This is a genomic window from Micromonospora sp. NPDC049139, assembly GCF_055586845.1.
In genome coordinates, this window is the sequence record NZ_JBVJHK010000005.1 from 221,221 (window position 1) to 246,267 (window position 25,047).

Sequence of the window (25,047 nt, forward strand, 5' to 3'; positions counted from 1 at the left end):
CTGTCGCCGGGCACCGACACGTTCGCCGCCGGTGGTCGGTGTGGCGGAACGCACACGGGGCAGTCGACATCACCCGACCCGGCTGGGGTGGCCGGGGTGCCGGTGCGGGAGACTGGCAGGCATGGCGGCTCGTGGCTTCCCGTACAACGATCTGAAGGACTTCCTCGCTGCGCTGGAGCGCGCGGGCGAGCTGCGGCGGGTGAGCGTCCCCGTCGATCCCACCCTGGAGATCAGCGAGGTCGTCACCCGGACGGTCCGCGCGGGCGGCCCCGCGTTGCTCTTCGAGCGGCCGACCCGGGGCGAGATGCCGGTGGCGATCAACCTCTTCGGCACCGAGAAGCGGATGGCGATGGCGCTCGGCGTCGAGTCGCTGGACGAGGTCGGCGAGCGGATCGGCAACATGCTCAAGCCGGAGCTGCCGATGGGCCTCTCCGGGATGATGGACGGCCTCGGCAAGGTCATGCAGCTCAAGTCGATGCCGCCGAAGAAGGTCAAGACCGCTCCCTGCCAGCAGGTGGTCTACCGGGGCGACGACGTCGACCTGAACCGGCTGCCGGGGTTGCAGGTCTGGCCGGGTGACGGCGGGATCTTCCACAACTTCGGGCTGACCCACACCAAGCACCCCGAGACCGGCAAGCGCAACCTGGGGCTGTACCGGTTGCAGCAGCACTCCCGGAACACCATCGGCATGCACTGGCAGATCCACAAGAACTCCACGGCGCACCACGCGGTCGCCGAGCGGCTGGGGCAGCGCCTGCCGGTGGCGATCGCCATCGGCGCCGATCCCGCCGTCGCCTACGCGGCCAGCGCGCCGCTCCCCGCCGACATCGACGAATACCTGTTCGCCGGGTACCTGCGCGGCGAGCGGGTCGAAATGGTGGACTGCCTGACGGTCCCGCTCCAGGTGCCGGCGCACGCGCAGGTCGTCCTGGAGGGCTACCTCGAGCCGGGCGAGCGGCTGCCGGAGGGCCCGTTCGGCGACCACACCGGCTTCTACACGCCGGTCGAGCCGTTCCCGGTGATGCACATCGAGTGCATGACCATGCAGCGCGACCCGGTCTACCACTCGATCGTCACGTCGCAGCCGCCGCAGGAGGACCACGGCCTCGGCAAGGCCACCGAGCGGATCTTCGCGCCGCTGCTGCGCTTCCTGATCCCGGACATCGTCGACTACGACCTGCCAGCCGCCGGCGTCTTCCACAACTGCGCGATCGTGTCGATCCGCAAGCGCTACCCGAAGCACGCCCAGAAGGTCATGAACGCGATCTGGGGCGCGCACATGATGTCGCTGACCAAGCTGATCGTGATCGTCGACGAGGACTGCGACGTGCACGACTACAACGAGGTCGCCTTCCGCGCCTTCGGCAACGTCGACTACGCCCGCGACCTGCTGCTCACCGAGGGCCCGGTGGACCACCTGGACCACGCGTCCTACCAGCAGTTCTGGGGCGGCAAGGCGGGCGTCGACGCGACCCGCAAGCTGCCCGAGGAGGGCTACACCCGGGGCTGGCCGGAGGAGATGCGGATGGCCCCCGAGGTCGTCTCCCTGGTGGACAAGCGCTGGAAGGAGTACGGCATCTGATGGCCACCGCCGTCGCCGAGCCGGTGGAGCGTCCCGGCCGGGTCAAGTCCTTCCTCAAGCTCGTGGCGATCGAGCACTCCGTGTTCGCGTTGCCGTTCGCGTACCTGTCGGCGTTGACCGCCATGCAGGTTCACGGGGGGCGGGTGCGGTGGGGGGACCTGCTGTTGATCACCGTGGCGATGGTGGGCGCGCGGACGTTCGCCATGGCGGCCAACCGGATCCTGGACCGGCGGATCGACGCGCGGAACCCGCGTACCGCCGGCCGGGAGCTGGTCACCGGGGCGGTCAGCGTGCGGACGGCCTGGACCGGCGCGGCGGTCGCGCTCGTGGTCTTCCTCGCCGCCGCCGCCCTGCTCAACCCGCTCTGCCTGGTGCTCGCGCCGCTCGCCGTGGTGCCGCTGGTCGTCTACCCGTACGGCAAGCGGTTCACCAACTGGCCGCACGCCATCCTGGGGGTCGCCCAGGCGGTGGGCCCGGTCGGCGCGTGGCTGGGAGTCACCGGCACCCTCGACGGCTCGTGGCCCGCCTGGCTGCTCGGCGCGGCCGTCGGGCTCTGGATCGGCGGCTTCGACCTCATCTACGCCTGCCAGGACTCGGAGATCGACCGGGAGATCGGGGTGCACAGCGTGCCCGCCCGGTACGGCCGACGCTTCGCCCTGCACGCCTCGACCGTGGCGCACGTGGTGACCTTCGCGCTCTTCATCTGGTTCGGCGCGCTGGTCGGCTTCGGCTGGCCCTGGTGGATCGGGCTGGCGCTGACCGCGCTCGCGTTCGGCTACCAGCACGTGGTCGTCACCCCGACCGACCTGAGCAAGGTCAACCGGGCCTTCTTCACCGCCAACGGCTTCGTCGGCATCGCGCTGTTCGTCTTCGCCCTGATCGACCTGGTGATCCGCCTCGACCTGCGCCCCTGACCGCGCCGGCCGCAGCGCCCCCTCGGTGGGCGGGCTTGCCGGAGGGCCGGGGTGTGGGCGGGCGAGGGTCAGCGGAGGGCGGCGGGCTCGGGGCGGGAGCCCGGGTAGCGGTCGCTCTCCAGCGTCCAGTCGACGGTCGCCCGGACGGCGTTCGCCACCCCGTCGAGGTGGTCGGTGACCGCCTCGTCCAGCGCCGGCCCGAACGACGGCACCGCCGCCCGCAGCTCGACGAAGCGCCGCATCGACGCCCGCCAGCGCTCGGCGGTCAGCGCGACCGCGGTCTCCACCGGCACCCCGTGCTCGGCGGCGGTCGCCAGCACCAGGTTGTGCCCACCCGAGGTGGCCCGGTCGCGCTCCAGCGAGGCCAGGTCGTTGTACCAGGAGACCAGGTCGTTCCCGGTGGTGGCGACCCGGCGCAGCAGCGGGTGGTGGTGCACCGCGTCGGGCAGCGGACGCCCGGTGACGAACTCCACCAGCGGGTACGACACGTACGTGGCGGAGGTGGCGCGCCGCAGCTCGACGTACTCGGCGACGTCGGGGTGGCGTCCGGCCGACTTGTTGACCGCCTCCCGCCACGTGCCGTCGAGGTGGTCGGCGACCGCCTCGGCGAAGCGCAGCCGCCAGCGGGCCGGCATCCGGCGGCGCGGCTCCCGCCACGCGCGCACCAGCAGCCGCCGCAGCGGCCCGGTGAGTCCGGCGTGCCGGATCCGGGGGCCCTCACGCAGCAGGGTCAGCGCGCCGGCGCGCAGCGCCCGGATCTCGTCCGTGCCGAGCCGGCCCGGCCCGTCGCACGCGTCGTCGACCAGGAAGAACCAGGTGAACAGCGCGGCCAGCACACGCAGGTCGGACTCCGTGGCGCCCGGGTAGAGGCGGCCGGCGTACCGGGCGACGCCGGCGCGGGCCAGCCGTTGCGGCGTCCCGTCGTCGGCCGGCAGGCCGAGGCCCGGCAGCAGGTCGTCGGTCAGCCAGCCCTGCACCCGGTCGGCGTGCGGCGAGAGCCGGGGCGGGATGGGGCACTCCGACCGTAGCGACCAGAGGATCTCGTCGGTCATCACCGATTCCTCCCGCGTGCGATCTGCGTCCGGTGCGAATCGTCCCGGCAGCATGTCAGGTCGCCGGGATGCCCGCGATCCCGGCCGACATCGCGCTCGTCGGGGACAAACCACCCCGGAGGCGGGTATCCCGGGCGGGCGCCGGTCCGGGGGGTGCCCGACGGCGCCGGCGAGCGACCAGGCAGGCTGGTGGCATGCGGGAACCATGGGTGGTCGGGGTCTCCGGGGCGTCCGGGACGCCGTACGCGGCGGCCGTCGTGCGGGCGCTGATCGACGCCGGGGAGCCGGTGGACCTGATCGTCTCCCGGGCCGCCCGGCTGACGGTTCTGGACGAGACCGGCCGCCCGTTCCGGGACGCGCACTGGGCGGAGGACCTGGCCACCTGGCTGGGCCGGGATCTCGCGGGCGCCGACGTGCGACACTGGCCCGCCGGCGACCTGGCGGCCGGCCCGAGCAGCGGCTCCTACCGGGTACGCGGGATGGCGGTGGTCCCGGCGAGTACGGCGGCCTGCGCCGGCATCGCCATCGGGCTCTCCAAGGACCTGCTCCAGCGCGCCGCCGAGGTGAACCTCAAGGAGCGCCGGCCGGTGGTGGTGGTGCCCCGGGAGACGCCGGTGACCCGCAGCCACCTGGAGCACCTGATCGCCCTGCACGACGCCGGGGCGGTGGTGCTGCCGGCCAGCCCAGGCTTCTACGGCGCGGGGGCGGCGGCCTCCGCCCAGCAGCTCGTCGACTTCGTCGCCGGCAAGGTGCTGGACGCCCTCGGCGTACCGCACGACCTGTTCCGCCGCTGGTCTGGTGAGTTGGGCGCGGCGCGGGACTGAGCCCGGCCGGGTTCACAGGGCCGCGGACCGGAGTCGGTGTCCGGTCCGCGCGCCGATCCGCACCGGTCAGTACATTCCCGCGTTGGCCGGGCCCGGGCCGGTCGAGGCGGCCGGCCCCGCGTTGCGCGGCTTGCCGACGTCCTCCGCCTCGTCCAACATGCCCTCACCCTCAAGCAGGGCCCGCACCTCGGATTCCCGAAACCGGCGGTGCCCGCCTGGAGTCCGGATGCTGCCTATCCGGCCCGCCGCCGCCCATCGCGTCACAGTCTTCGGGTCAACCCGAAACAGTGCGGCAACTTCACCCGGTGTCAGCAGGCGATCTCCAGTGTCCACAGCCCCCTCCTCGCGTCGACGAAGCCCCCGGCTGAACACACTGCCCCCGGCCGGTGCGAGCCCAGAGCCGTCATGAGGGACGTATGGCAATTACAGCACCAGCGACCTGGCCTGTCCGCCAAACGCGAAAAACGCACTGAGTGAGAAGTTAGGAAATATTACCTGCGGACGACTCCCTTGACTGTGAGTTTGCGAACGACTACACCCTGTCATGTTCAACGCGCTCCGAATGCCCGACGTTACGCCCGGACCGCTAGGGTCTACAGTCCGTGGACGCCATCGACCTGAGCCTCGTGGAACTGCTGCGCGGCAACGCCCGCCTGTCCTACGCCGAGCTGGCCCGGCAGGTGGGCCTCTCCGCGCCGGCCGTGCACGAACGGGTCGGCAAGCTGGAGTCCGGCGGCGTGATCCGGGCGTACCGGGCGGAGGTGGAGCCCGAGTCGATCGGCCTCGCCGTCACCGCGCTCATCGGGATCATCCAGGACTCGGGCGCCGACACCGACGACGTGCTCGAGGCGTTCCGGCAGATGCCCGAGATCGAGTCCTGCTACTTCATGGCCGGCGTCGAGTCGTTCCTGCTCAAGGCCAGGGTCGGCACCATCGCGGAGCTGGAGCGGCTGATCGTGCGGCTGAACCGGACCCCCGGCGTCGCCTCCACCCGGACCGGCATCGCCCTCTCCACCAAGTGGGAGAACCGCCCGCAGCCCCCGGTGGCGCCCACCACCTAACCGCTGCGGCACGGGGCCCGCCTGACCCGCCGGGTCGTCCCGCCGGCCCTGGCGTCCCGCAGTCGGCGGCGATAGCGTGCGCCGATGACGAAGCCCGTCCCCGGGGCGGCCGTGGTCACCGGCGCCGCCGGCGGCCTCGGCCGGGCCATCGCCGCCGCCCTGCACGCCGACGGCTGGCCGGTGCTCCTCACCGACCTCGACGCCGGGGCGGTGGCCGACGCCGCCGCGCCGCTCGGCGGCTGGTCCCGCCCGCTGGACGTCCGCGACGAGGCCGCCTGCGCCGCCGTCGCCGCCGAGGCGGCCGGCCGGGGCGGGCTCGGCCTCTGGGTGAACAACGCCGGCATCCTCGTCACCGGTCCCTCCTGGGAGCACGACGCGGCGACCCGCCGCCGGGTGGTCGAGGTGAACACCCTCGGCGCGATGAACGGCACCCTCGCCGCGCTGGCCGTCATGCGGGCGCAGGGGCACGGGCACGTGGTCAACGTCGTCTCGCTGGCCGGGCTGGTGGCCGCCCCCGGCGAGACCGTCTACGCGGCCAGCAAGCACGCCCTGGTGGCCTTCAGCATCGGCACCCTCGCCGACCTGCGGCTGGCCGGGCACCGGGGCGTACACGTGTCGTGCCTCTGCCCGGACGGGATCTGGACGCCGATGCTGCACGACCGGCTCGACGACCCGGGCGCCGCGGCCTCCTTCACCGGGACGCTGCTGCACCCCGAGCGGGTGGCCCGCCGGGCCGCGCGCCTGGCCCGCCGGCCCCGCCCGGTGGTCAGCGTGCCGCGCTGGCGCGGCGCGCAGGTCCGGCTGCTCGACGCGCTGCCCGGCCCGGCCGTGCGGCTCGCCCCGCTGATCCTCGCGGCCGGCCGGGCGGGTCAGCGCCGCCAGCGCCGCCGGGCCGGAGCCGAGCCGCGCTGAGCGGGCTTGCTAGGTTTCGAACGTGACTCATCTCGACCGGTGCGACGAGGCCAGCCGGCGCTGGGTGACCGATGCGATCGCCACCGTCGAGGCGGACGCCAACCGGTCCGCCGACACCCACCTGCTGCCGTTCCCGCTGCCCCGGGCGTGGGGGATCGACCTCTACCTGAAGGACGAGTCGGTGCACCCCACCGGCTCCCTCAAGCACCGGCTGGCCCGCTCGCTCTTCCTCTACGGGCTGTGCAACGGCTGGATCGGTCCGGGCACCACGATCGTCGAGGCGTCCTCCGGCTCGACGGCGGTCTCGGAGGCGTACTTCGCGCGGATGCTGGGGCTGCCGTTCATCGCCGTGATGCCGGCCTCCACCTCGCCGGAGAAGATCGCCCAGATCGAGTTCCAGGGCGGCCGCTGCCACCTCGTCGACGACCCGGCCAAGGTGGTCGTCGAGGCCCGCTGGCTGGCGGAGGACTCCGGCGGGCGCTTCATGGACCAGTTCACCTTCGCCGAGCGGGCCACCGACTGGCGGGGCAACAACAACATCGCCGAGTCGATCTACGCGCAGCTCGCCCTGGAGCGGCACCCCGTGCCGGCGTGGATCGTGGTGGGCGCCGGCACCGGCGGCACCAGCGCCACCATCGGCCGGTACGCCCGCTACCGGCGGCTGCCCACCAAGCTCTGCGTGGTCGACCCGGAGAACTCCGCGTTCTATCCCGCCTGGCAGGCGGCCGACTGGTCGGTCCGCACCGGGCGCGGCTCGCGGATCGAGGGGATCGGCCGGCCGACCGTCGAGGCGTCGTTCCTGCCCTCGGTGGTGGACCGGATGGTCCAGGTGCCCGACGCCGCCTCGCTGGCCGCCATGCGGGCCGGCTCGGCCGTGCTCGGCCGCCGGGTGGGTGGCTCGACCGGCACGAACCTGTGGGGCGCCTTCGGGCTGATCGCGGAGATGCTCGCCGAGGGCCGCACCGGCTCGGTGGTCACCCTGATCTGCGACGCCGGCGACCGCTACGCCGACACCTACTACGCCGACGACTGGGTGGCCGCCCAGGGGCTCGACCTGGGCCCGCACCTGGCGACGATCGAGCGCTTCCTCGCCGACGGCGCCTGGCCGGCCTGACCCGCGGCGGCACGCCCGGCTGGCCGACTCCGGCACGGGGCCAGGTAGTCAGCGCGGGTCGACGCGCTCGGCCAACCCCGGGTAGCGCACCACGTAGCCGTCGGCGTCGAGGTCGATGTCGGCGGTGAACGTGTCGCTGGTGAAGCGGACCCGGCCGGGGCCGAGCGGCGTGTAGACCTGCTCGGCGGGCACCACCATCAGGCTGGGCACCAGCACCCAGGCGACGGCGACCCGGTGCGGCGTGTCGGCCGGCGCGCGGGGCAACCCGAGACGGTGCACCGGCAGGGCGTTGAACAGCGGCGAACCGCCGAGGTCGACGTCCAGCGCCTCGGCCAGCCGGTCCGGGTCGTCCGTGCCGGGCAGCCCGGCGGGTGGATGGCCGGCGGCCCGCAGCGCCGCGTCCAGGTCGCCCTGCTCGCCGGTGGTCACCCGCCAACGGTCGCCGGCCCGTTCCAGGCGTACGCTCCGCAGCCACCCGGAGCCCTCCACCTCGACCTCGGCCCGGGCGGTCACCCACTGCGGGTCGGTGGTGAGCTGGTAGCGACAGGTGTAGGGGACCGGGTCGACAGCCGTGAGCGTGCCCCGAGCGGTCAGCCCCCGGCCGTCGTCGAACAGCGCGTGCTCCGTGCCGGCGGTGTCCGCCCGGGTCCAGAAGAGCGACTTCGGCATGGTCGGCATGAGCCGGACGTTACGCGACGCGACCGACACCGGCAGCGGATGCGGAAACGCCGCCGTGGAGCGTGGGCTCCGCGACGGCGTTCCGGTCGGTGCTCGTGATCAGTGGGTACGCGACGGCGGTCGCCCGCCGAAGCCCCGCCGCTCGTCGCGCGGCCGGTCGTCGCGACCCCGGCCCTCGGGCCGGAAGCCGCCCCGGTCGCCGAAGCGCCGCTCGCCGCGCTCGCCGTAGCCGCGTCCCTCGGTGGGCCGGTCGCCGTAGCGGCGCTCGCCCTGCGGTCGATCGCCGTAGCCCCGGCTGTCGGTGGGCCGGTCGCCGTAGCCGCGCCCCTCCGTGGGCCGGTCGCCGTAGCGGCGCTCGCCCTGGGGGCGGTCGCCGTAGCCGCGGCGGTCGCCCTGCGGCCGGTCGCCGTAGCGGCGCTCGCCGCGCCCGTCCCGGTCGCTGTAGCCGCGTCCCTCGGTGGGCCGGTCGCCGTAGCGGCGCTCGCCCTGGGGGCGGTCGCCGTAGCCGCGCTCGCCGTGCGGCCGGTCGCCGTAGCGGCGCTCGCCCCGGTCCGCGAAGCCCCGCTCGCCGTAGCCGCGTCCCTCGGTGGGCCGATCGCCGTAGCGGCGCTCGCCCTGGGGCCGGTCGCCGTAGCGCCGCTCGCCCTGGGGCCGGTCGCCGTAGCGGCGCTCGCCCCGGGCGTCGCGGTCACCGAAGCGGCGCGGGCCGCCCGGCCGGTCGCCGTGCCGGCGCGGCTCCTCGGGCTCGTTGCGGACCGGGACGCCGCTCGGCTCGCGGGCGCCGGTCAGCTCGGCGAGCGCCGGGTCGCCGGCGCGCACCCGGGTCTCGGCCGGCGCCACGCCGGCCTTCTCCAGCATGGCGAGGGTCGTCCGGCGCTGCTTCGGCAGCACCAGCGTGGCGACCGCGCCCGACTCCCCGGCCCGAGCGGTACGCCCCGCGCGGTGCAGGTAGTCCTTCGGGTCCTTCGGCGGGTCGACGTGCAGCACCAGCGAGACGCCGTCCACGTGGATGCCCCGGGCCGCCACGTCCGTGGCGACCAGGACGTTCATCCGACCCTCACGGAACTCGGCCAGCGTGCGGGTACGCATCCGCTGCGTCTTGCCGCCGTGCAGGCCACCCGCGCGTACGCCCACGGCGGCGAGCTGCTCGACCAGCCGGTCGACGCCGAGCTGGGTGCGGGCGAAGACCATGGTCCGCCCGTCCCGGGCCGCGATGGACGCCGCCACCGGGAACTTGTCGTGCGGCGGGATCAGCAGCATGTGGTGGTCCATGGTGGACACCGATGCGGTGGACGGGGCGGTCGAGTGGGTCACCGGATCGGTCATGAACCGCTTGACCAGCGCGTCGACGTCACCGTCCAGAGTGGCCGAGAAGAGCAGCCGCTGGGTGCCCGCTGGCGTCTTCGCCAGCAGCTCGGTGACCTCGGGCAGGAAGCCCATGTCGGCCATCTGGTCGGCCTCGTCGAGGACCGTGATCTCCACGTCGTCCAGGTGGCACACGCCCCGGGCGATCAGGTCGCCCAGCCGGCCCGGGGTGGCCACGACGATCTCCACGCCGCGCCGCAGGGCGTCGATCTGCCGGTCGTACGGCACGCCGCCGACGGCGGTCTTCAGGAACACGCCGACGGCCTTGCCGAGCGGCAGCAGCGCGTCGTTGACCTGCATGGCGAGCTCGCGGGTCGGCACCAGGACCAGGGCCCGCGGGTGCAGCGGCCGGGCCCGCTCGCCGTCGGCCACCCGGGCCAGCAGCGGCAGGCCGAAGGCCAGGGTCTTGCCGGAGCCGGTCTGGCCCCGACCGAGGACGTCCCGGCCGGCGAGCGCGTCCGGCATGGTGGCGCGCTGGATCTCGAACGGGGCGGTGATGCCCTGCCGGGCGAGCGCGCGGACCAGCGGCTGGGGCAGCCCCAGCGCGGCGAAGTCGGTGGCCTCGGCCGTCACCGGTGCGGCGGAGTCCTGCGGGGTGGCGTCCCGCTCGACGAGGGCCTGCGCGTCGGCGGTGTCGAGGGCGGGCGGAAACGTGCTGGGTTCAGCAAACGCGGTCAAGAAATGCCTTTCGAGCGGGGCGCATCTTCGCGTCGGCCTGCCGCAGCTGAACGCCGCCGAATCGCCCGCAAGATCGCCCATGGGCGCGCACGACGCGCGCCGGGTCAGTGATCTCCACCAGTGTACGGCGGAGCGGCGAACCCGCCACCGCACCACGGATCGGTAGTGGGCGGGCTCACCATGGTCGTCGCCGGGCGGCTCACTTGGTCAGGACGCCGCCCACCAGACCGCCCACGGTGTCGGTGGCCAGCAGGACGACCAGCACGCTGATCGCCACGAGCAGACCCAGCGAGGCGGCCAGGACGATCATGACCCTGGCCGTGCTGGACCGTTCCTCGGTGGGGGTCTCCGTCCAGCCCTGGGCCAGGATGTGCCCGGTCAACGAGCCGGAGTTCTCCTGCGGGTTGGTCGGGAAGGAGACGGTGGCGAAGCCCGGGCCTTCCGAGCCGGCACCGTAGATCGTGCCCAGGTCGGTCCCGCCGTCGAAGCGCCCGGCGGGGGCGGCGTCGGGCCGCCCGCCCGGCGCCGCCGGGCCTCCGCCACGACCCGCGTCGGCGGGGCGATCGGTCAGCCGGCGTGCCTCCCCGGGGGCCGTGGCCGGCTCGGTGCCGCCCGGCCGGCGGTCACCGGGGCTGGTCGGCGCCGGCCAGGTCGGCAGCGCGGGAGCGGGTACGGGCCCCGCGGAGACCGGCGGCGCGGACGCTGGCGGGGCGGAGAGCAGCGGCGGGGAGGCCGACGGCGTGGTGAACGACGGCGCGGGGGCCGGTGGCGCGGACGCCGGCGGGGCGGAGACAGACGGGACCGGGGACGCCGGCGGGCTCGCGGGCGCTGCCGGCGGGGCCGGGACGGGCGCGGTGGCCGTGGCGGGCGGCGGCGGGAACGGCGGCGCCGGCATCGGGCCGGGCGGTGGCGGCGGGGCGGGCACCGGCGGCCCGGGCGGCGGCGTCGGCGGACCCGGCACGGGCGGCACCGGGCCCGGTGGGGTGGGCCCCGGCCGGGGCGGCGTCGGGACGGGGATCGGCGGGGTCGGGACCGGCGGGGCCGGGGTCGGGACCGGCGGGGCCGGGGACGGCGGGGTCGGGCCGGGCACCGGCGGCACGGGGGCCGGCGCCGGCTCGGGCTCCGGCACCGGCGGCTTGGGCGGCTGTGCCGGTTCCGGCGGCTGGGCGGGCTCCGGCGGCTCCGGGTTGACCGGCGCCGCCCGGTAGACCCTCGCCTCGCCCGTGGTCGACCGGATGGCCGAGGCCTCGTCGGCGGAGACCCGTCGCATCCCGGGCACGGCGGCGCTGGCCCGGGCCGCCGCGGCCCGCTGCTCGGGGACCGGCGTGCCGGCCGGAGCGGCCGCACCGGTGGCCCGGTAGGTGGTGCCGGCGGTCGGGCGGGCCGGCGGTGCCGCGTCGCCCCTGCCGGGCGCGGCCGCGGTGGCCACGCTCACCCGGCCCCGGGCGGGCTGTCGGCGTACGTCGTCGGTGGACGGCTCCGTCGACGGCCCAGACGTGCCCGCGGAGCCGGTGCCCGACGCCGGGCTGCCGTCGGCCGAGGTCGCGATGGACCCGCCGGTGGGCGCCGGGGCGTCGGCGCGGCTCCGGTCGGGCGTGGATCCGTGGTCGACCGGCTCCGCCGGAACCTCTTGCTCGGCCATGCTCGCCCTCCGCGCCGCGCTCGCGCCCGGATCCGCGACGTCGGACCGGGCGTGCCTGACTGTCACCGTGCCATATTCCGGCCCGGCGGCACAGCCGGAGTGCGTTCCGGGCCCCTGGCCCGTGGCGACCGGCGTCGGCGCGCCGGGCGGAGCCGGCGCGTCCCGGTCAGCTACCCGTGCTGGCCGAGGCGGTGGCTGACGTGCTGCCCTCCGGGTCGGTGCTGCTCGCCGCCGTGGTCGGCGCCACGCTGCCGGACGTGGCGCTCGGCTCCGACGAGGCCGAGCGGCTCGCCGCCGGCGACGACCCGGTCGGCGACGGCGACGGCGAGGTCGACGCGCTGGGCGACGTCGTGGGCGACGGCGAACCGGTGGGGGTCGCCGAGGGCGAGGTCGACGGGGACGGCGACGGGGAGGTGGGCTTCGGGGTCGGCTTGGGGCTTTCCGTCGGCTTCGGCGAGGGCGGCTTGGTCTGCGACGGCGACGGCGACGGGGTGCTCGTCGGCGCGGGCACCGCCCCGATCACCCGGGTGGCGGCGTAGAGCCGGGACCAGCGCACCGTGGAGATCTTGACGACGTCGCCGGTGGTCGGCGCGTGGATCATCTTGCCGCCGCCGACGTACATGCCCATGTGGTGGATCGTCGTCCAGCTCGTGCCGGAGGCGAAGAAGAGCAGGTCACCGGGGAGCAGCGCGCTGCGGGACACGGTGCGGGACCGGGTGGCGTAGTACTGGTCCCGGGAGACCCGGGGCAGCCCGTAGTAGCCCGCCGACCGGTAGGCGGCGTAGATCAGGCCGGAGCAGTCGAACCGGTCCGGCCCCTCGGCGGCCCACAGGTAGGGGTCGCCGAGCTGCGCCTTGGCGTACGCCAGGGCCTTCAGAGCCGTGGGGTGGGCGGCCAGGCCGTTGGCGGTCTCGTTGCCGACGTAGCCGGCGCCGAGCTGCTGGTCGAGGGCCTCCTGCTGGCGCTCCAGCTCGATGAGCTGCGCGGCGTTGTCCCGGCGCAGCTTGGCCAGCTTCGCCTCGGCGTCGCGCAGGGCCTTCTCGCCGGCGGCGTATTCCGTCTGGGCGCCCTTGAGCCGGGACTCGGCCGAGACCAGTGCCTGGCCGGCCACCTGCTCGCCGGTGCGGGCCCGGGACAGCTCGCCCTCGGCGGCGGTGGTGCCGCCCTCGGCCTTCTCGCCGCGGATGATCCGGGAGAGCCGGCTCAGCTCGTGCAGGTCGTTGGCGAACTCGCCGGGCGGGAGGGCGGCGGCGGCCTTGAACGCGCCCGCGGCGGCGGCGTCGGCGCCCTCCTGGGCGCGGGCCAGCGCGTCCCGGGCGAGGGCGAGGTCGCGTTCGGCGGTGGCCCGCTGGCCCTCGGCCTCGGTGCGCTTCTGCAGCAGCACGAGCAGTTGGTCGCGGAGCTGCCCGACCTGGGCCTCGGCGGCGTAGATCTGGGTGGCGAGCGGGCCGTCGATCAGGTTGCCGGCCGGCACGCCCGGCACCCCGCCGAGGCCCGGCGCCCCGGTGACGGGTGTGCCGCCGGGGAGTTGGAGCTGACCGGTGACGGCCGGCCGGAGGCCGGTGTCGGGGACGCTGGTGGGCAGCGCCGGGTCGGCGTGGACCGGGTTGGCGAGGACCGTGGCGGCGACGGCTCCGAGCAGGGCGGACCAGAGCGCCGGACGCAGTACCGGCGAGACCACCGGGCTCCGTCGTCGCTGCCGTCGCCCGCGCCCGCTGTCGACCATTCCGCTCCCCGTCCGGCGTGGTGTCGCCGCGCCAGGGTGGACGCGGCCGTGAGGACGCTACCAGTGTGTGGCGAACGTCCCATCCTGTCTTACCTCACCCACGCAGCCATGTCGATGCGTCGAGAGGTAACGGGAGGCTGAGAGTTCGGTGAACCGGCCCACGGGGGCCGACCGTGCTGCGGCGGCGTCGGCAGGTGGACGTAGGCTCGATTCCTACCGCAGGTGGAAGGGACGTGGCTTTCGATGGACGCCGGACTCAAGCGTGAGCTCGAAGCGAAGGTGTACGCCGGCGAGCGGCTGACCCGCGAGGACGGCATCGCCCTCTACGACAGCGACGACCTGACGTGGCTGGGGCGGCTGGCCCACCACAGGCGTACGGAGCTCAACGGCGACCGGGTGATGTTCAACGTCAACCGGCACCTCAACCTCACCAACGTCTGCTCCGCCTCGTGCGCGTACTGCTCGTTCCAGCGCAAGCCGGGCGAGAAGGACGCCTACACGATGCGCATCGACGAGGCGGTCCGCAAGGCCAAGGAGATGGAGGACGAGCAGCTCACCGAGCTGCACATCGTCAACGGCCTGCACCCGACCCTGCCCTGGCGCTACTACCCGAAGGTCCTGCGCGAGCTGAAGGCGGCGCTGCCGAACGTCAAGCTCAAGGCGTTCACCGCGACCGAGGTGCAGTGGTTCGAGAAGATCAGCGGCCTGAGCGCCGACGAGATCCTCGACGAGCTGATGGACGCCGGCCTGGAGTCGCTGACCGGCGGCGGCGCGGAGATCTTCGACTGGGAGGTCCGCCAGCACATCGTCGACCACGCCTGCCACTGGGAGGACTGGTCGCGGATCCACCGCCTGGCGCACGGCAAGGGCATGAAGACGCCGTCGACCATGCTCTACGGCCACATCGAGGAGCCCCGGCACCGGGTGGACCACGTGCTGCGGCTGCGCGAGTTGCAGGACGAGACCGGCGGCTTCATGGTCTTCATCCCGCTGCGCTACCAGCACGACTTCGTCGACTCGGCGGACGGCAAGATCCGTAACCGGATCCAGGCGCGGACGACGATGGCCTCGCCGGCCGAGTCGCTGAAGACCTTCGCGGTCTCCCGGCTGCTCTTCGACAACGTCCCGCACGTGAAGTGCTTCTGGGTGATGCACGGCCTCTCGGTGGCCCAGCTCTCGCTCAACTTCGGCGTGGACGACCTGGACGGCTCGGTCGTTGAATACAAGATCACCCACGATGCCGACTCGTACGGCACGCCGAACACCATGCACCGGGACGACCTGCTGCACCTGATCTGGGACGCCGGCTTCCGCCCCGTCGAGCGGAACACCCGCTACGAGGTGGTCCGCGAGTACGATGCCGCCCCGTCCCTGGCCGAGCGCCGCGCCGAGCCGCAGCAGGTCTGGGCCTGAGCCGGCACGTAATCTCGTAGGCCATGACCGAGCAGCGGAGCGGGTTCCCCCGGCGCGACGCCGAGGGGCGCATCCTCACCCTGGGCGACCTGCTCGGGGTGAGCCTGGCCGGGCTGGTCATCGGCGTGCTGGCGGTGGTGCTGTTCGACTGGGCGTTCGCGCTGATCGGCAGCGGTGACTTCGGCCGGGCCAACGGCTGGCTGGCGGTTATCCTGCCGGCCTGGCTGTTCTGGGACGACTTCCGGGCCTGGGAGTTCGGGGCGGCCCGGGTGGTGGCGGCGCTCGTGGCGGGCGCGGTGGGGCTGGTCGCCGGGCTGGTGGTGGCCGGCCTGGCCGCCGGGCTCGCCCCGCTGGTCTCCGGCGGGCTGGGTGCGGCGGCGTTCACCCTCGGGTACGCGGTCGTCTGGTTCCACGGCGTCCACTGGCTGGCCCGCCGGACGGGCTGAACCTTCCGCCGGGGCCACCCCGGCGGCGGAGAACGGAGTGCGCAACGTGAGCGCGGCGGTCAAGTACACGCTGGGCCGGATCGGGCTGTTCGTCGCCGTGCTGGCGGCCCTCTGGCTGGTCGACATGAACCTCTTCGTCAAGCTGATGCTGGCGCTGGCCTTCTCGGCCGCCGCCTCGTTCTTCCTGCTCAAGGGCTGGCGGGACGAGATGGCGGTGGAGATGGCCGAGGCCGCCGAGCGGCGCCGCACCGAGAAGGAGCGCCTCCGCTCCGCCCTCGCCGGCGACGACCAGGGCCCGGACGGCCCCGCCGCCGAGAAGTGACGAGGGGCTCGCGCCCCGGGGTGGACCCGGGTGACGCGAACCCCTCGACCGTGCCGTCGGGCCGTCAGATCACCAGTTGGTGGAGCCTTCGACCGTCGGCCACGGCATCCGCTCGGGCTTGATCAGGTAGACGACGCCGCCGGAGCCGCCGGAGACCCCGCCGCTGGCGTTGATCCGCTTGGTCCGCAGCCAGATCTGCTCGAACTGCTCGCGCGGGTAGACGTTGCGCACCGCCTCGTTGCTGGACGAGGCGGGGTCGTTCACGATCACGTCGCCCTCGGCGGTGAAGCCGACGATCACGAACAGGTGCCCCGAGGTGCCGTAGCCCGCGCCGTCCAGCTCGCTGGCCAGGAAGGACTGGCTGGTCACCACCGGGATGCCGGCGGCGATGAAGCGCTCCACCTCGTCCAGCGAGTGCAGCCGGGTGACCCGCGCCTCCAGGCCGGGGAAGCTGGCCGCGTACGCGGTGTTGAACGGCCAGTTGCCGGCGCCGTCGTACTGGTAGTCGTAGACCATCCGGGCGGCGTGGTTGACCGTCGGGTCCGGGTAGGTCGGGTCGACCCAGGCGGTGTCCTCCTCGGACGCCTTCCGGCCCCAGTACTCGATCACCATCGTGGTGGAGGTGGGGGAGCACCAGGCCTGGCCGCCGCCGTCGTACTCGGGGTAGTGGCCGGTGTGGATGTTCTGCGAGTAGCGGGGGACGGCGAGTTCCCGGCCCCAGGCGATGCCGCCGGCGCTCGGCTCGACGGTGAACCGGTCGGGCACGTTCGAGCTCATCGCGCCCAGCGTGTGCACCACCGGGGCGGCGTGCTGTCCCGGCGCCCGGTAGAGGGTCAGCCGCAGCTGGTACGCCCGCAGCAGCACCCCGACGGAGGCGTCGTCGATGCTGAAGGTGTCGGTCCAGATGGTCGACCAGGGGTCGCCCTGCCGGTTGACGCTGGTGCGCTTGATGTCGGCGTCGCCGGAGGCCCACCGCCCCATCACGTACCACTTGGTCTGGACGCCGGTGTTGTAGGTGCCCTGCATCTCCACCTGGATCCAGGTGCCGGCCGGGGTGTCCGCGTTCCACGAGGCGATCAGCTCGGTGGCGTCGAACCCGACCTGGGTGACCGGGGAGGTCCAGGTCGCGTACTCCCAGCTCTTGGTGACGCCGGTGTGCGGGTCGGTGTAGTCGGTGGTGCCGAGCGGCGTGGCCAGGGTGACGCCCGGCCGGAGGCCGGGGACGGCCCGCGTGCCGGCGTGGCTGCCCTGACGCCAGTCGGGGTAGCGGGTCCAGTCCTGGAAGGTGATCTGCTCGTCGTGGACCACCGGTCGGGTGGTCGCCGAGGCGGCGACGGGCGCGGCGACGGCGGGTGCCGCGGTGCCGAGAAGGGTGAGCGCGGTGGCGGCCGCGAGGGTGGCCGCGCGCAGGCGTGGTCTGGACATGGGTCCTCCGCAGAGACAGGCGGATCGTTGCCGGTCAGTGTCCCGCTTGGAAGGAACTTTCGCCAGAGGTCGACGGTTGGAAAATCCTTGCCGGTGTGAGGATCAGGATGGCATGCAACAAGGCAGCGATGAATGTTGATATGACCATGTGGGCGGTGGTGGAGTGTCCTCCACCGAGCGGGATCTTCTCCCGCCCCCCGAGGAGGTTGTCCATGGCCTTCCGCAAGCCCGCCCTCCGCCGCCTGGCGCTCGCTGTCGCCGCCGGGTTCGGCCTGCTCACCGTCGCCGCCGCGCCGGCCACCGCCCGGCCCGCACCCGAGCCCGCCGCCGACTCCCCGGCGGCGTCCTACCGGGTGCTCGGTCCGCGTACGGTGGCCGACCGCACCGCGGTCGCCGGCACCGGCGCCGCCATCGACTACGTCGAGCACGGCGTGCTGAACGTCTCGGCCACCCCCGCCGAGGCGGCGGCGATCACCCGGCTCGGCTTCCGGCTGGAGGCGGTTCCGGCCCCGTCGACCGACGGCCACAGCCACGCCGAGGGGGACGTCGGCACGACCGCCTTCCCGCCCGCCGACTCCAACTACCACGACTATGCGGAGCTGACCGCCGTGGTCAACCAGGTGGTCGCGGACCATCCCTCGATCGCCCGGAAGATCAGCATCGGCTCCTCATACGAGGGGCGCGACCTGATGGCGGTGAAGATCTCCGACAACGTCGGCACCGACGAGGCCGAGCCGGAGATCCTGTTCAACTCGCAGCAGCACGCCCGCGAGCACCTGACCGTCGAGATGGCGATCTACCTGCTCAACCTCTTCACCGACAGCTACGGCACCGACTCCCGGATCACCGACATCGTCAACGGCCGGGAGATCTGGATCGTGCCGACGGTCAACCCGGACGGCAGCGAGTACGACATCGCCACCGGCTCCTACCGCTCCTGGCGCAAGAACCGGCAGCCGAACAGCGGCTCGTCGTACGTGGGCACCGACCTGAACCGCAACTGGTCCTACCAGTGGGGCTGCTGCGGCGGCTCGTCCGGCTCGACCTCGTCGGAGACCTACCGGGGCCCGTCGGCGTTCTCCGCCCCGGAGACCCAGGCGCTGCGCAACTTCGTCAACAGCCGGGTGGTCGGCGGCACGCAGCAGATCAAGGCCAACATCGACTTCCACACGTACTCGGAGCTGGTGCTCTGGCCGTTCGGCTACACGTACAACAACACCGCTCCCGGCATGAGCGCCGACCAGTACAGCACCTTCGCCACCCTCGGTCAGCAGATGGCGAACACCAACGGCTACACCCCGCAGCAGTCCAGCGACCTCTACATCACCGACGGCGACAGCATCGACTGGATGTGGGGGCAGCACGGCATCTGGGCGTACACCTTCGAGATGTACCCGGGCTCGTCCCTCGGCGGCGGCTTCTACCCGCCCGACGAGGTGATCCCCGCCCAGACCTCGCGCAACCGGGAGGCGGTGCTGCTGCTCAGCGAGTACGCCGACTGCCCGTACCGGGTCATCGGCAAGGAGGCGCAGTACTGCGGCGGTGGCGGCGGCACCACGGTCTGGTCGGACACCTTCGAGACGGCCACCGGGTGGACCACCAACCCGAACGGCACCGACACCGCGACCCTCGGGGCGTGGGAGCGGGGCGCCGCCCAGGCGACCACCTCCAGCGGCGCCAAGCAGCTCACCCCGTACGGCGGGAGCAACGACCTGGTCACCGGCCGGCTGGCGGGCACCGGGGCGGGCGACTACGACGTCGACGGCGGCGTGACCAGCGCCCGGTCGCCGGCGGTGACCCTGCCGTCCGCTGGCACGCTGACGCTCTCGCTGGCCTGGTACCTGGCGCACGGGTCGAACGCCTCGTCGGCCGACTACTTCCGGGTCAGCGTGGTGCACAACGGCGGCACCACGGCCCTGTTCACGCAGTCCGGGGCGGCCACCAACCGCGACGGCGCCTGGGCGGTGGCGAACGCCAACCTCACCCCGTACGCCGGCCAGTCGGTGCGGATCCTGGTCGAGGCGGCGGACGCCTCGGGCGCGAGCCTGGTCGAGGCGGCTGTGGACAACGTCACCATCACGAGTTCCTGAGCCCGGTGGGGCCCCGCCCCGCCCCCGGCGGGGCCCCACCACCCCCCAGCACGCGTCGATCCAGGGCATATCGCTGCTGTTGTAGATCAACAAGCGCCGATGCGACCTGGATCGACGAGGCACGTCCGGGGCGTGCGCTACGGTTCTACCGACCACTAGCAGCGAAGCCGGTGCGAAACCGGCGCTGTCCCGCAACTGTGATGCCCCACCACTCCCGGCCGAGGCCGGGCGCGGCGGGGACGAGCCAGGTCGCCTGCGTCAGTGGTCGCGACTCGCGCTCTCGAGGAAGGGCGCCTCGCGGACGGGCGCACGGGTCCCTGTCGGCGAAGCACCACGCTCCTCGACCGACAGGAGGACAGATGCTCAGACGTACCCCCCGGTTCTTCGCCGCGACCCTCGCGGTGGCCGCACTGGCCCTCGGGGCCTGCGCCGAGAAGACCACCGACACGCCCGCCGCCGGCGGCAGCTCCGCGGCGGCCGCCTACCCGGTCACCGTCGGCAAGCTCACCCTCGACAAGCGGCCCGAGAAGATCGTGTCGCTGTCGCCCTCGGCCACCGAGATGCTCTTCGCCATCGGGGCCGGCAAGCAGGTCACCGCCGTCGACGACAACTCGAACTACCCGCCGGACGCGCCGAAGACCGACCTCTCCGGCTTCTCGCCGAACGCCGAGGCGATCGCCGGCAAGAGCCCCGACCTGGTGGTGCTCTCGGACGACCGCAACAAGATCGTCGAGCAGCTCACGACGCTGAAGATCCCGGTCTACCTCACCCCGGCCGCGACCACGCTGGACGACTCGTACCGGCAGATCACCGAGCTGGGCGCGCTCACCGGCCACGCGGGCGAGGCGGCCGACGTCACCAAGCGGATGAAGGACGACATCACCAAGCTGGTCGCCGGCCTGCCGCAGCGCGCCGAGAAGCTGACCTACTACCACGAGCTCGGCCCGGAGCTGTACACCGCCACCAGCAAGACCTTCATCGGCTCGCTCTACGCCATGGCCGGCCTGGAGAACATCGCCGACCCGGCCGACGCCGACGGCAAGAACGGCGGCTACCCGCAGCTGTCGCAGGAGGTCATCGTCAAGGCGGACCCGGACTTCGTCTTCCTCGCCGACACCAAGTGCTGCCAGCAGAGCGCGGAGACGGTCAAGGCGCGCGCCGGCTGGGCGGGCATCACCGCGGTCAAGGGCAACCAGGTCGTCGCGCTCGACGACGACGTCGCCTCGCGCTGGGGCCCCCGCGTCGTGGACCTGCTCCGGGCCATCATCGACGCGGTCGCCAAGGTGCCCGCGTGAGCCGCGCCCGTCGATGACCAAGGCCCTCGACACGGCACGACCCACCCGGCGGGCCGGGACGCTCCCCGCGTCCCGGCCCGCCGGGCTGCGGCCGCGCTGGCTCGTGGCCGGCGTCGCCGCCGTGCTGGTCGCCCTGGTCGCCGGGGTGTCGCTCGGCCCGGTCAGCCTGCCGCCGGGCAGCGTCGCGGCCGAGCTGCTCAACCTCGTCCCCGGGGTACGCATCGACAGCGGGCTGACCGAGCGGGAGATCGCCATCGTCACCGAGCTGCGGCTGCCCCGGGTGGTGCTCGGCCTGCTGGTCGGCGGGCTGCTCGCCCTGGCCGGCGGCTGCTACCAGGGCGTGTTCCGCAACCCGCTGGCCGACCCGTACCTGCTCGGGGTGGCGGCCGGCGCCGGGCTGGCGGTCACCGCCGTGATCACCCTCGGGGTGGGGGCGGGCGGCGCACTCACCGGGCTGCCGCTCACCATCCCGCTGGCCGCCTTCGTCGGCGCGCTCGGCGCGGTGGCGATGACCTACCTGCTCGGGGCGTCCGGCGGGCGCGCCCGCTCCACGGCGACGCTGATCCTGGCCGGGGTGGCCGTCTCCGCGTTCCTCTCCGCCGGGCAGACCTACCTGCTGCAACGCAACTCCGACAGCATCCAGCAGGTCTACTCCTGGCTGCTCGGGCGGCTCGCCACCGCCGGCTGGCACGACGTCCGGCTGGTGCTGCCGTACTTCCTCCTCACCGCCCTGGTGGTGCTGCTGCACCGGCGGGAGCTGGACGTGCTCTCCGTCGGCGACGACGAGGCCACCGGCCTCGGGCTGCACCCGCAGCGGTCCCGCTACCTGCTGATCGCCGCCGCCTCGCTCGGCACCGCCGCCGCGGTCTCCGCCTCCGGGCTGATCGGCTTCGTCGGGATCATCGTGCCGCACACCGTACGGCTGCTGGCCGGGTCGAGCTACCGGGTGATCCTGCCGCTCTCGCTGCTCTTCGGCGGCGCCTTCCTGGCGCTGACGGACGTGGTCGCGCGCACCGTCGCCGCCCCGGCGGAGGTGCCGATCGGCGTGGTCACCGCGCTGCTCGGCGGCCCGTTCTTCGTCCTGGTCCTGCGTACCTCCCGGCGGGTGCTCGGATGAGCGCGCGACGTGCGCCGGTGCCGCGGCCCGCGGACGGCGGGGCGCGCGGGCCCGCCCCGCAGCCGGCGGCCGGCGGTGATCGGACGACCGGGCCCGCCGTCCCCGCCGTCGAGGTCCGCGACCTGCACGTCCGCCTCGACGGCACGCCGATCCTCGCCGGCGTCGACCTGGCCGTCGCCCCGGGCGAGTGGGTCACCGTGATCGGCCCGAACGGCGCCGGGAAGTCGACCCTGCTGCGCGCCGTCGGCGGCCTGCTGCCCGCGCCGGGCGCCATTTCCCTCTTCGGTACGCCGAGCGAGGCGCTGCGCCGCCGCGACCGGGCCCGGGTGGTGGCGACCGTGGCGCAGTCCCCGGTCGTGCCGGCCGGCATGTCGGTGCTCGACTACGTGCTGCTGGGCCGCACCCCGTACATCCCGCCGCTGGGCCGGGAGTCGGCCGCCGACCTGGCCGCCGCGTACGACGTGCTCGACGGGCTGGACCTGACCGGGTTCCAGGACCGGGAGCTGGCCACCCTCTCCGGGGGCGAGCGGCAGCGGGTCTTCCTGGCCCGGGCGCTGGCCCAGGGCGCGACCCTGCTGCTGCTGGACGAGCCGACCAGCGCCCTGGACATCGGCCATCAGCAGGAGGTGCTGGAGCTGGTCGACCGGCTCCGCCGCGAGCACGGCCTGACCGTGCTCGCCACCATGCACGACCTCTCGATAGCCGGCGAGTACGCCGACCGCATGGTGCTCCTCGCCGACGGCAGGGTGGTGGCCGCCGGCACCCCGCGCGAGGTGCTGACCGAGCAGCTCCTCGCCACCTGGTACCGCGCCACCGTCCGCGTCATCGACGGCGACCACGGCCCCCTGGTAGTCCCCGTCCGCCCCCACCCCTACCCCCACCCCTACCCCTGACCCCCTCCCCTCCCTCCCCCCACCCCCGCCCCTGACCCCCACCCCTGCCCGACCCGCCCCCTCGCGCTCCTGCCGTTGATCATGAAGTTGTTGTCGCCCCGACCGGCGTGTCGCCGCAACAACTTCATGATCAACGGGGATGGGTGGGGGTGGGGGGATGGGTGGGGGTGGGTGGGTTAGGGGCGGGTGAGGATGTTGAAGAGGGCGCCGTGGGGGTCTCGGAGGGCGGCGAAGCGGCCCGCCGGGGCGTCCTGGGGCGGGACCAGGATCGTGCCGCCCAACTCGGCGGCGCGGGCGGCGGCCGCGTCGGCGTCGGCCACCGCGAAGTACACCGACCAGTACGCGGGCGTGTCCGCCGGGAACCCGTCGCCCAGCGGCGGCACCATGCCGGCCACGATCCGGGTGCCGAGCCGCCAGCCGGTGTAGGTGATCGGGCCTGCCGGCTGGTCGTCCGGGTGCCAGCCGAAGACCAGCTCGTAGAAGACCTTGGCGCCGTCCGGGTCGGGGGTGACCAGTTCGGTCCAGGTCAGCGCGCCCGGGGTGTCGAACACCTCGGCCCCCGGCATCGCCATCGGCTGCCAGACGCTGAAGGCGGCCCCGGCCGGGTCGGTGAAGACCGCCATCCGCCCCCGGTCGAAGACCTCGAACGGCGGCACCACCACCTGCCCGCCGGCCCGCTCGACCCGGCCGGCCACGAGGTCCGCGTCGTCCGTCGCCAGGTACGTCGACCAGATTGGCACCTGGTCGGGGATGGCCGGCGGTCCCGCGCCCGCCACCGCCCGTCCGCCGAGCAGGAAGACCGTGTAGCCGCCCGCCTCGGGCTCCGGGTCTATCCGGCCCGTCCACCCGAACAGCTCCGGGTAGAACCGTCGCGCGTCGGCGAGACCGGGGGTGGCGAGGTCGGCCCAGCAGGGCGTGCCCGGCGGGACGGTGCTCACGTCGACCCCTCTCGGCGGGGGGCGACCACGACGCGCCCCTGCCGGCATCGTGGCACCGACCCGCCGCGCCACGGGGCGGATCGGACGAAACGTCAGCTGAACCGTCGACCCTCGTCGCGCCGGCACGCCCACGCGCCAGCGCCGTCAGCAGCGCCACCCGGACCACGAGCATGCCCATCGACAGCGGTTCGGCGGACAGCGGGGCGTCGCCGGCCGCTGGCCCGGCTACCTGTGAACCAATCCACCCCCGTGGGGCCGCCGATGGCTGAAACCGTCGCCGGCCGTCGTGCGCCTGTACGGTGTCGCCCGCTTCGACGGCGGGCGGGAGCGGAGTGGGCATGACAGGCCGGACAACGCTCGCGGACGTCGCGGACGACGTCTTCGGGACGACGTACGAGCGGCACTTCCGCGGGATGGTGGCGTTCGCGTACCTGACCACGGGTAGCGCTGCCGCGGCGGAGGACATCGTGCAGGAGGCGTTCATCGACCTGTACCGCCGCCGGGCCCAGGTGCGGGAACCGGAGCGCTGGCTGCGGCGGGCGGTGGCCAGCCGCTGCACCTCCTGGGTACGACGGCGCATCCTCGAACGGCGGCACGCCTTCGCCGACCCGACGCACCCGGTCACGGCGCCGCACGAGTCCGCGTCGGTACGGGCGGCGCTGCGCCGGGTCCGGCCCCGGCAGCGCGCCGCGTTGTTCCTCCGCTACTACCTCGACCTGCCGGAGCGGGAGATCGCCGAGACGCTCGGCTGCCCCGCCGGCACCGTCAAGACCCTCCTGCACCGTGGACTCGTCGCCCTCAGGGAGCACCTCGATGACTGACCCGACGCAGCAGGTCCGTGACGCTTTCGACCGGTTGCTCGCCGACGAGCGGCTGCCGGTCACCCCGCTGGGCGAGATCGTCCAGCGGGCCGAGGACCCCGCGCGACGCGGCTGGCCGGGCATCCTGGCCACCGCGCTGGCCACCGCGTTCGTGCTGGTCGTCGGGGTCGGGTTGTGGCAGGTCGGGCCGCGACTGCTCGGCGACGCCGGGCCGGGCCGGCCGCTGACCGCGATGGCGGAGCCGGAACGCGCCGATGTGCTGACCCAGTGCCGGGTGGACGGTCCGGGCGACCGACTGGTCAACGCCGTCGAGTGGCCCGACGGACGCCGAGCCGCCATCGTCGTCAACGGCACCGGAAGCGCCTACTGCCTGGCCCGTCCCGGGGGCGACCTCAGGATTTCGAGCAGCAGCCGGATGGACCCGGGGCAGGACCCGCTGTACTGCCCGCCGCGTACCTGCGCTGTTGCCGGCGGCGTAACCGTGCTCACCCTGAGCGATCTCCCCCTGGGTTACGCGAGCGTGATGGAGGGGCTCGCGCCCGAGGGCGCGACGCGCGTCCGGGTGCGGACCGACCGCGGGTACAGCGTGGAGGCGCCGGTGGTCAACGGGACGTACATCGTCCGGGCCGACAGCTGGACCACCAGCGAGGTCGAGTTCACGGAGATCACCGTGCTCGGCGCCGACGACGCGGTGCTGATGCGGGTGCCGGTGCACTGACGCGACCATCGTGGCCTGTCG

The 25,047-nt window shown here is 74.0% G+C and carries 23 protein-coding genes and 1 riboswitch; of the genes, 15 read left to right on the forward strand and 8 right to left on the reverse strand.

Translation table 11 applies throughout. The annotated features are described in order from the left end of the window. Nucleotides 1–121: 121 nt before the first annotated feature. Both ACZ6Q9_RS12265 and mqnP read left to right on the forward strand, forming a co-directional pair. Nucleotides 122–1,582, forward strand: a complete 1,461-nt coding sequence (locus ACZ6Q9_RS12265) for a menaquinone biosynthesis decarboxylase (RefSeq protein ID WP_393257402.1) — start codon at nt 122–124, stop codon at nt 1,580–1,582. Continuing rightward, complete coding sequence (gene mqnP / locus ACZ6Q9_RS12270; RefSeq protein WP_396828603.1) at nt 1,582–2,496, forward strand: menaquinone biosynthesis prenyltransferase MqnP; 915 nt, start codon at nt 1,582–1,584, stop codon at nt 2,494–2,496. The genes ACZ6Q9_RS12265 and mqnP overlap by 1 nt, the downstream gene beginning before the upstream one ends. 68 nt (nt 2,497–2,564) lie before the next feature. On the opposite strand, the gene ACZ6Q9_RS12275 is transcribed toward mqnP, so the two are convergent. Further along, a complete protein-coding gene (locus tag ACZ6Q9_RS12275) occupies nt 2,565–3,548 on the reverse strand; it encodes a terpene synthase family protein (RefSeq protein WP_393257406.1) in 984 nt (327 codons plus the stop codon). 194 nt (nt 3,549–3,742) lie between these two features. Here ACZ6Q9_RS12275 and ACZ6Q9_RS12280 point away from each other — a divergent pair, with 194 nt between their 5' ends. After that, a complete protein-coding gene (locus ACZ6Q9_RS12280; RefSeq protein ID WP_393257408.1) occupies nt 3,743–4,372 on the forward strand; it encodes a UbiX family flavin prenyltransferase in 630 nt (209 codons plus the stop codon). 66 nt (nt 4,373–4,438) lie between these two features. Here the strand turns inward: ACZ6Q9_RS12280 and ACZ6Q9_RS12285 are convergent, their stop codons facing one another. Continuing rightward, on the reverse strand, nt 4,439–4,705 hold the full coding sequence (locus ACZ6Q9_RS12285; RefSeq protein ID WP_089002465.1) for a BldC family transcriptional regulator: 267 nt from the start codon (nt 4,703–4,705) through the stop codon (nt 4,439–4,441). Nucleotides 4,706–4,974: 269 nt separating this feature from the next. Between ACZ6Q9_RS12285 and ACZ6Q9_RS12290 the strand changes: the two genes are divergently transcribed. The 3 genes from ACZ6Q9_RS12290 to cds1 all read left to right on the forward strand — a co-directional run bounded on the left by ACZ6Q9_RS12290 (nt 4,975) and on the right by cds1 (nt 7,459). Next, complete coding sequence (locus ACZ6Q9_RS12290) at nt 4,975–5,433, forward strand: Lrp/AsnC family transcriptional regulator (protein ID WP_393257410.1); 459 nt, start codon at nt 4,975–4,977, stop codon at nt 5,431–5,433. Between the two features lie 84 nt (nt 5,434–5,517). Next, nucleotides 5,518–6,345: an SDR family oxidoreductase gene (locus tag ACZ6Q9_RS12295; protein ID WP_393257412.1), complete on the forward strand. Its 828-nt coding sequence runs from the start codon at nt 5,518–5,520 to the stop codon at nt 6,343–6,345. A 22-nt stretch (nt 6,346–6,367) separates the two neighbouring features. After that, nucleotides 6,368–7,459: an L-cysteine desulfhydrase Cds1 gene (gene cds1, locus ACZ6Q9_RS12300; protein WP_393257414.1), complete on the forward strand. Its 1,092-nt coding sequence runs from the start codon at nt 6,368–6,370 to the stop codon at nt 7,457–7,459. 48 nt (nt 7,460–7,507) lie between these two features. On the opposite strand, the gene ACZ6Q9_RS12305 is transcribed toward cds1, so the two are convergent. The 4 genes from ACZ6Q9_RS12305 to ACZ6Q9_RS12320 all read right to left on the reverse strand — a co-directional run bounded on the left by ACZ6Q9_RS12305 (nt 7,508) and on the right by ACZ6Q9_RS12320 (nt 13,548). After that, nucleotides 7,508–8,128, reverse strand: a complete 621-nt coding sequence (locus tag ACZ6Q9_RS12305; protein WP_393453704.1) for a putative glycolipid-binding domain-containing protein — start codon at nt 8,126–8,128, stop codon at nt 7,508–7,510. Nucleotides 8,129–8,236: 108 nt separating this feature from the next. Further along, a complete protein-coding gene (locus ACZ6Q9_RS12310; RefSeq protein WP_393453544.1) occupies nt 8,237–10,180 on the reverse strand; it encodes a DEAD/DEAH box helicase in 1,944 nt (647 codons plus the stop codon). Nucleotides 10,181–10,379: 199 nt separating this feature from the next. Next, nucleotides 10,380–11,822, reverse strand: a complete 1,443-nt coding sequence (locus ACZ6Q9_RS12315) for a hypothetical protein (RefSeq protein WP_396828599.1) — start codon at nt 11,820–11,822, stop codon at nt 10,380–10,382. A gap of 166 nt (nt 11,823–11,988) precedes the next feature. Next, entirely contained in the window at nt 11,989–13,548 is a 1,560-nt protein-coding gene (locus tag ACZ6Q9_RS12320) for a C40 family peptidase (protein ID WP_396828598.1), read from the reverse strand. 243 nt (nt 13,549–13,791) lie between these two features. Between ACZ6Q9_RS12320 and mqnE the strand changes: the two genes are divergently transcribed. The 3 genes from mqnE to ACZ6Q9_RS12335 are packed head-to-tail and all read left to right on the forward strand — an operon-like array spanning nt 13,792 to nt 15,729. Further along, nucleotides 13,792–14,961 carry an aminofutalosine synthase MqnE gene (mqnE, locus tag ACZ6Q9_RS12325; protein WP_393257422.1) on the forward strand — a complete coding sequence of 390 codons (1,170 nt, stop codon included), beginning with the start codon at nt 13,792–13,794 and terminating at the stop codon, nt 14,959–14,961. A 23-nt stretch (nt 14,962–14,984) separates the two neighbouring features. Beyond that, nucleotides 14,985–15,407, forward strand: a complete 423-nt coding sequence (locus ACZ6Q9_RS12330) for a hypothetical protein (RefSeq protein WP_393257424.1) — start codon at nt 14,985–14,987, stop codon at nt 15,405–15,407. A gap of 46 nt (nt 15,408–15,453) precedes the next feature. Beyond that, complete coding sequence (locus tag ACZ6Q9_RS12335; protein WP_393259160.1) at nt 15,454–15,729, forward strand: DUF4229 domain-containing protein; 276 nt, start codon at nt 15,454–15,456, stop codon at nt 15,727–15,729. A gap of 69 nt (nt 15,730–15,798) precedes the next feature. Here ACZ6Q9_RS12335 and ACZ6Q9_RS12340 read toward each other — a convergent pair whose 3' ends face one another. Continuing rightward, entirely contained in the window at nt 15,799–17,154 is a 1,356-nt protein-coding gene (locus tag ACZ6Q9_RS12340) for a C39 family peptidase (protein WP_393453535.1), read from the reverse strand. Nucleotides 17,155–17,366: 212 nt separating this feature from the next. On the opposite strand from ACZ6Q9_RS12340, the gene ACZ6Q9_RS12345 reads away from it, so the two are divergent. From ACZ6Q9_RS12345 to ACZ6Q9_RS12360, 4 genes are all read left to right on the forward strand, one after another. Further along, a complete protein-coding gene (locus ACZ6Q9_RS12345) occupies nt 17,367–19,244 on the forward strand; it encodes a M14 family metallopeptidase (protein ID WP_396828595.1) in 1,878 nt (625 codons plus the stop codon). A 166-nt stretch (nt 19,245–19,410) separates the two neighbouring features. After that, nucleotides 19,411–19,493: riboswitch (cobalamin riboswitch) on the forward strand. A 110-nt stretch (nt 19,494–19,603) separates the two neighbouring features. Continuing rightward, nucleotides 19,604–20,539 carry an ABC transporter substrate-binding protein gene (locus ACZ6Q9_RS12350; protein WP_396828593.1) on the forward strand — a complete coding sequence of 312 codons (936 nt, stop codon included), beginning with the start codon at nt 19,604–19,606 and terminating at the stop codon, nt 20,537–20,539. Nucleotides 20,540–20,552: 13 nt separating this feature from the next. After that, nucleotides 20,553–21,656, forward strand: coding sequence for a FecCD family ABC transporter permease (locus tag ACZ6Q9_RS12355; RefSeq protein WP_393257432.1), 1,104 nt, complete (start codon nt 20,553–20,555; stop codon nt 21,654–21,656). Next, nucleotides 21,653–22,549 (forward strand): ABC transporter ATP-binding protein, encoded by an 897-nt coding sequence (locus tag ACZ6Q9_RS12360; RefSeq protein WP_396828591.1) that lies wholly within the window; start codon nt 21,653–21,655, stop codon nt 22,547–22,549. The genes ACZ6Q9_RS12355 and ACZ6Q9_RS12360 overlap by 4 nt, the downstream gene beginning before the upstream one ends. Nucleotides 22,550–22,725: 176 nt before the next feature. On the opposite strand, the gene ACZ6Q9_RS12365 is transcribed toward ACZ6Q9_RS12360, so the two are convergent. Continuing rightward, entirely contained in the window at nt 22,726–23,487 is a 762-nt protein-coding gene (locus ACZ6Q9_RS12365; RefSeq protein ID WP_357699207.1) for a VOC family protein, read from the reverse strand. A gap of 338 nt (nt 23,488–23,825) precedes the next feature. Between ACZ6Q9_RS12365 and ACZ6Q9_RS12370 the strand changes: the two genes are divergently transcribed. Together ACZ6Q9_RS12370 and ACZ6Q9_RS12375 are read left to right on the forward strand one after the other, a co-directional pair. Further along, complete coding sequence (locus tag ACZ6Q9_RS12370) at nt 23,826–24,308, forward strand: sigma-70 family RNA polymerase sigma factor (RefSeq protein WP_393453523.1); 483 nt, start codon at nt 23,826–23,828, stop codon at nt 24,306–24,308. Then, complete coding sequence (locus ACZ6Q9_RS12375) at nt 24,301–25,026, forward strand: hypothetical protein (protein ID WP_393453521.1); 726 nt, start codon at nt 24,301–24,303, stop codon at nt 25,024–25,026. Before ACZ6Q9_RS12370 ends, ACZ6Q9_RS12375 begins: the two co-directional genes overlap by 8 nt. The last annotated feature ends 21 nt before the right edge of the window (nt 25,027–25,047 follow it).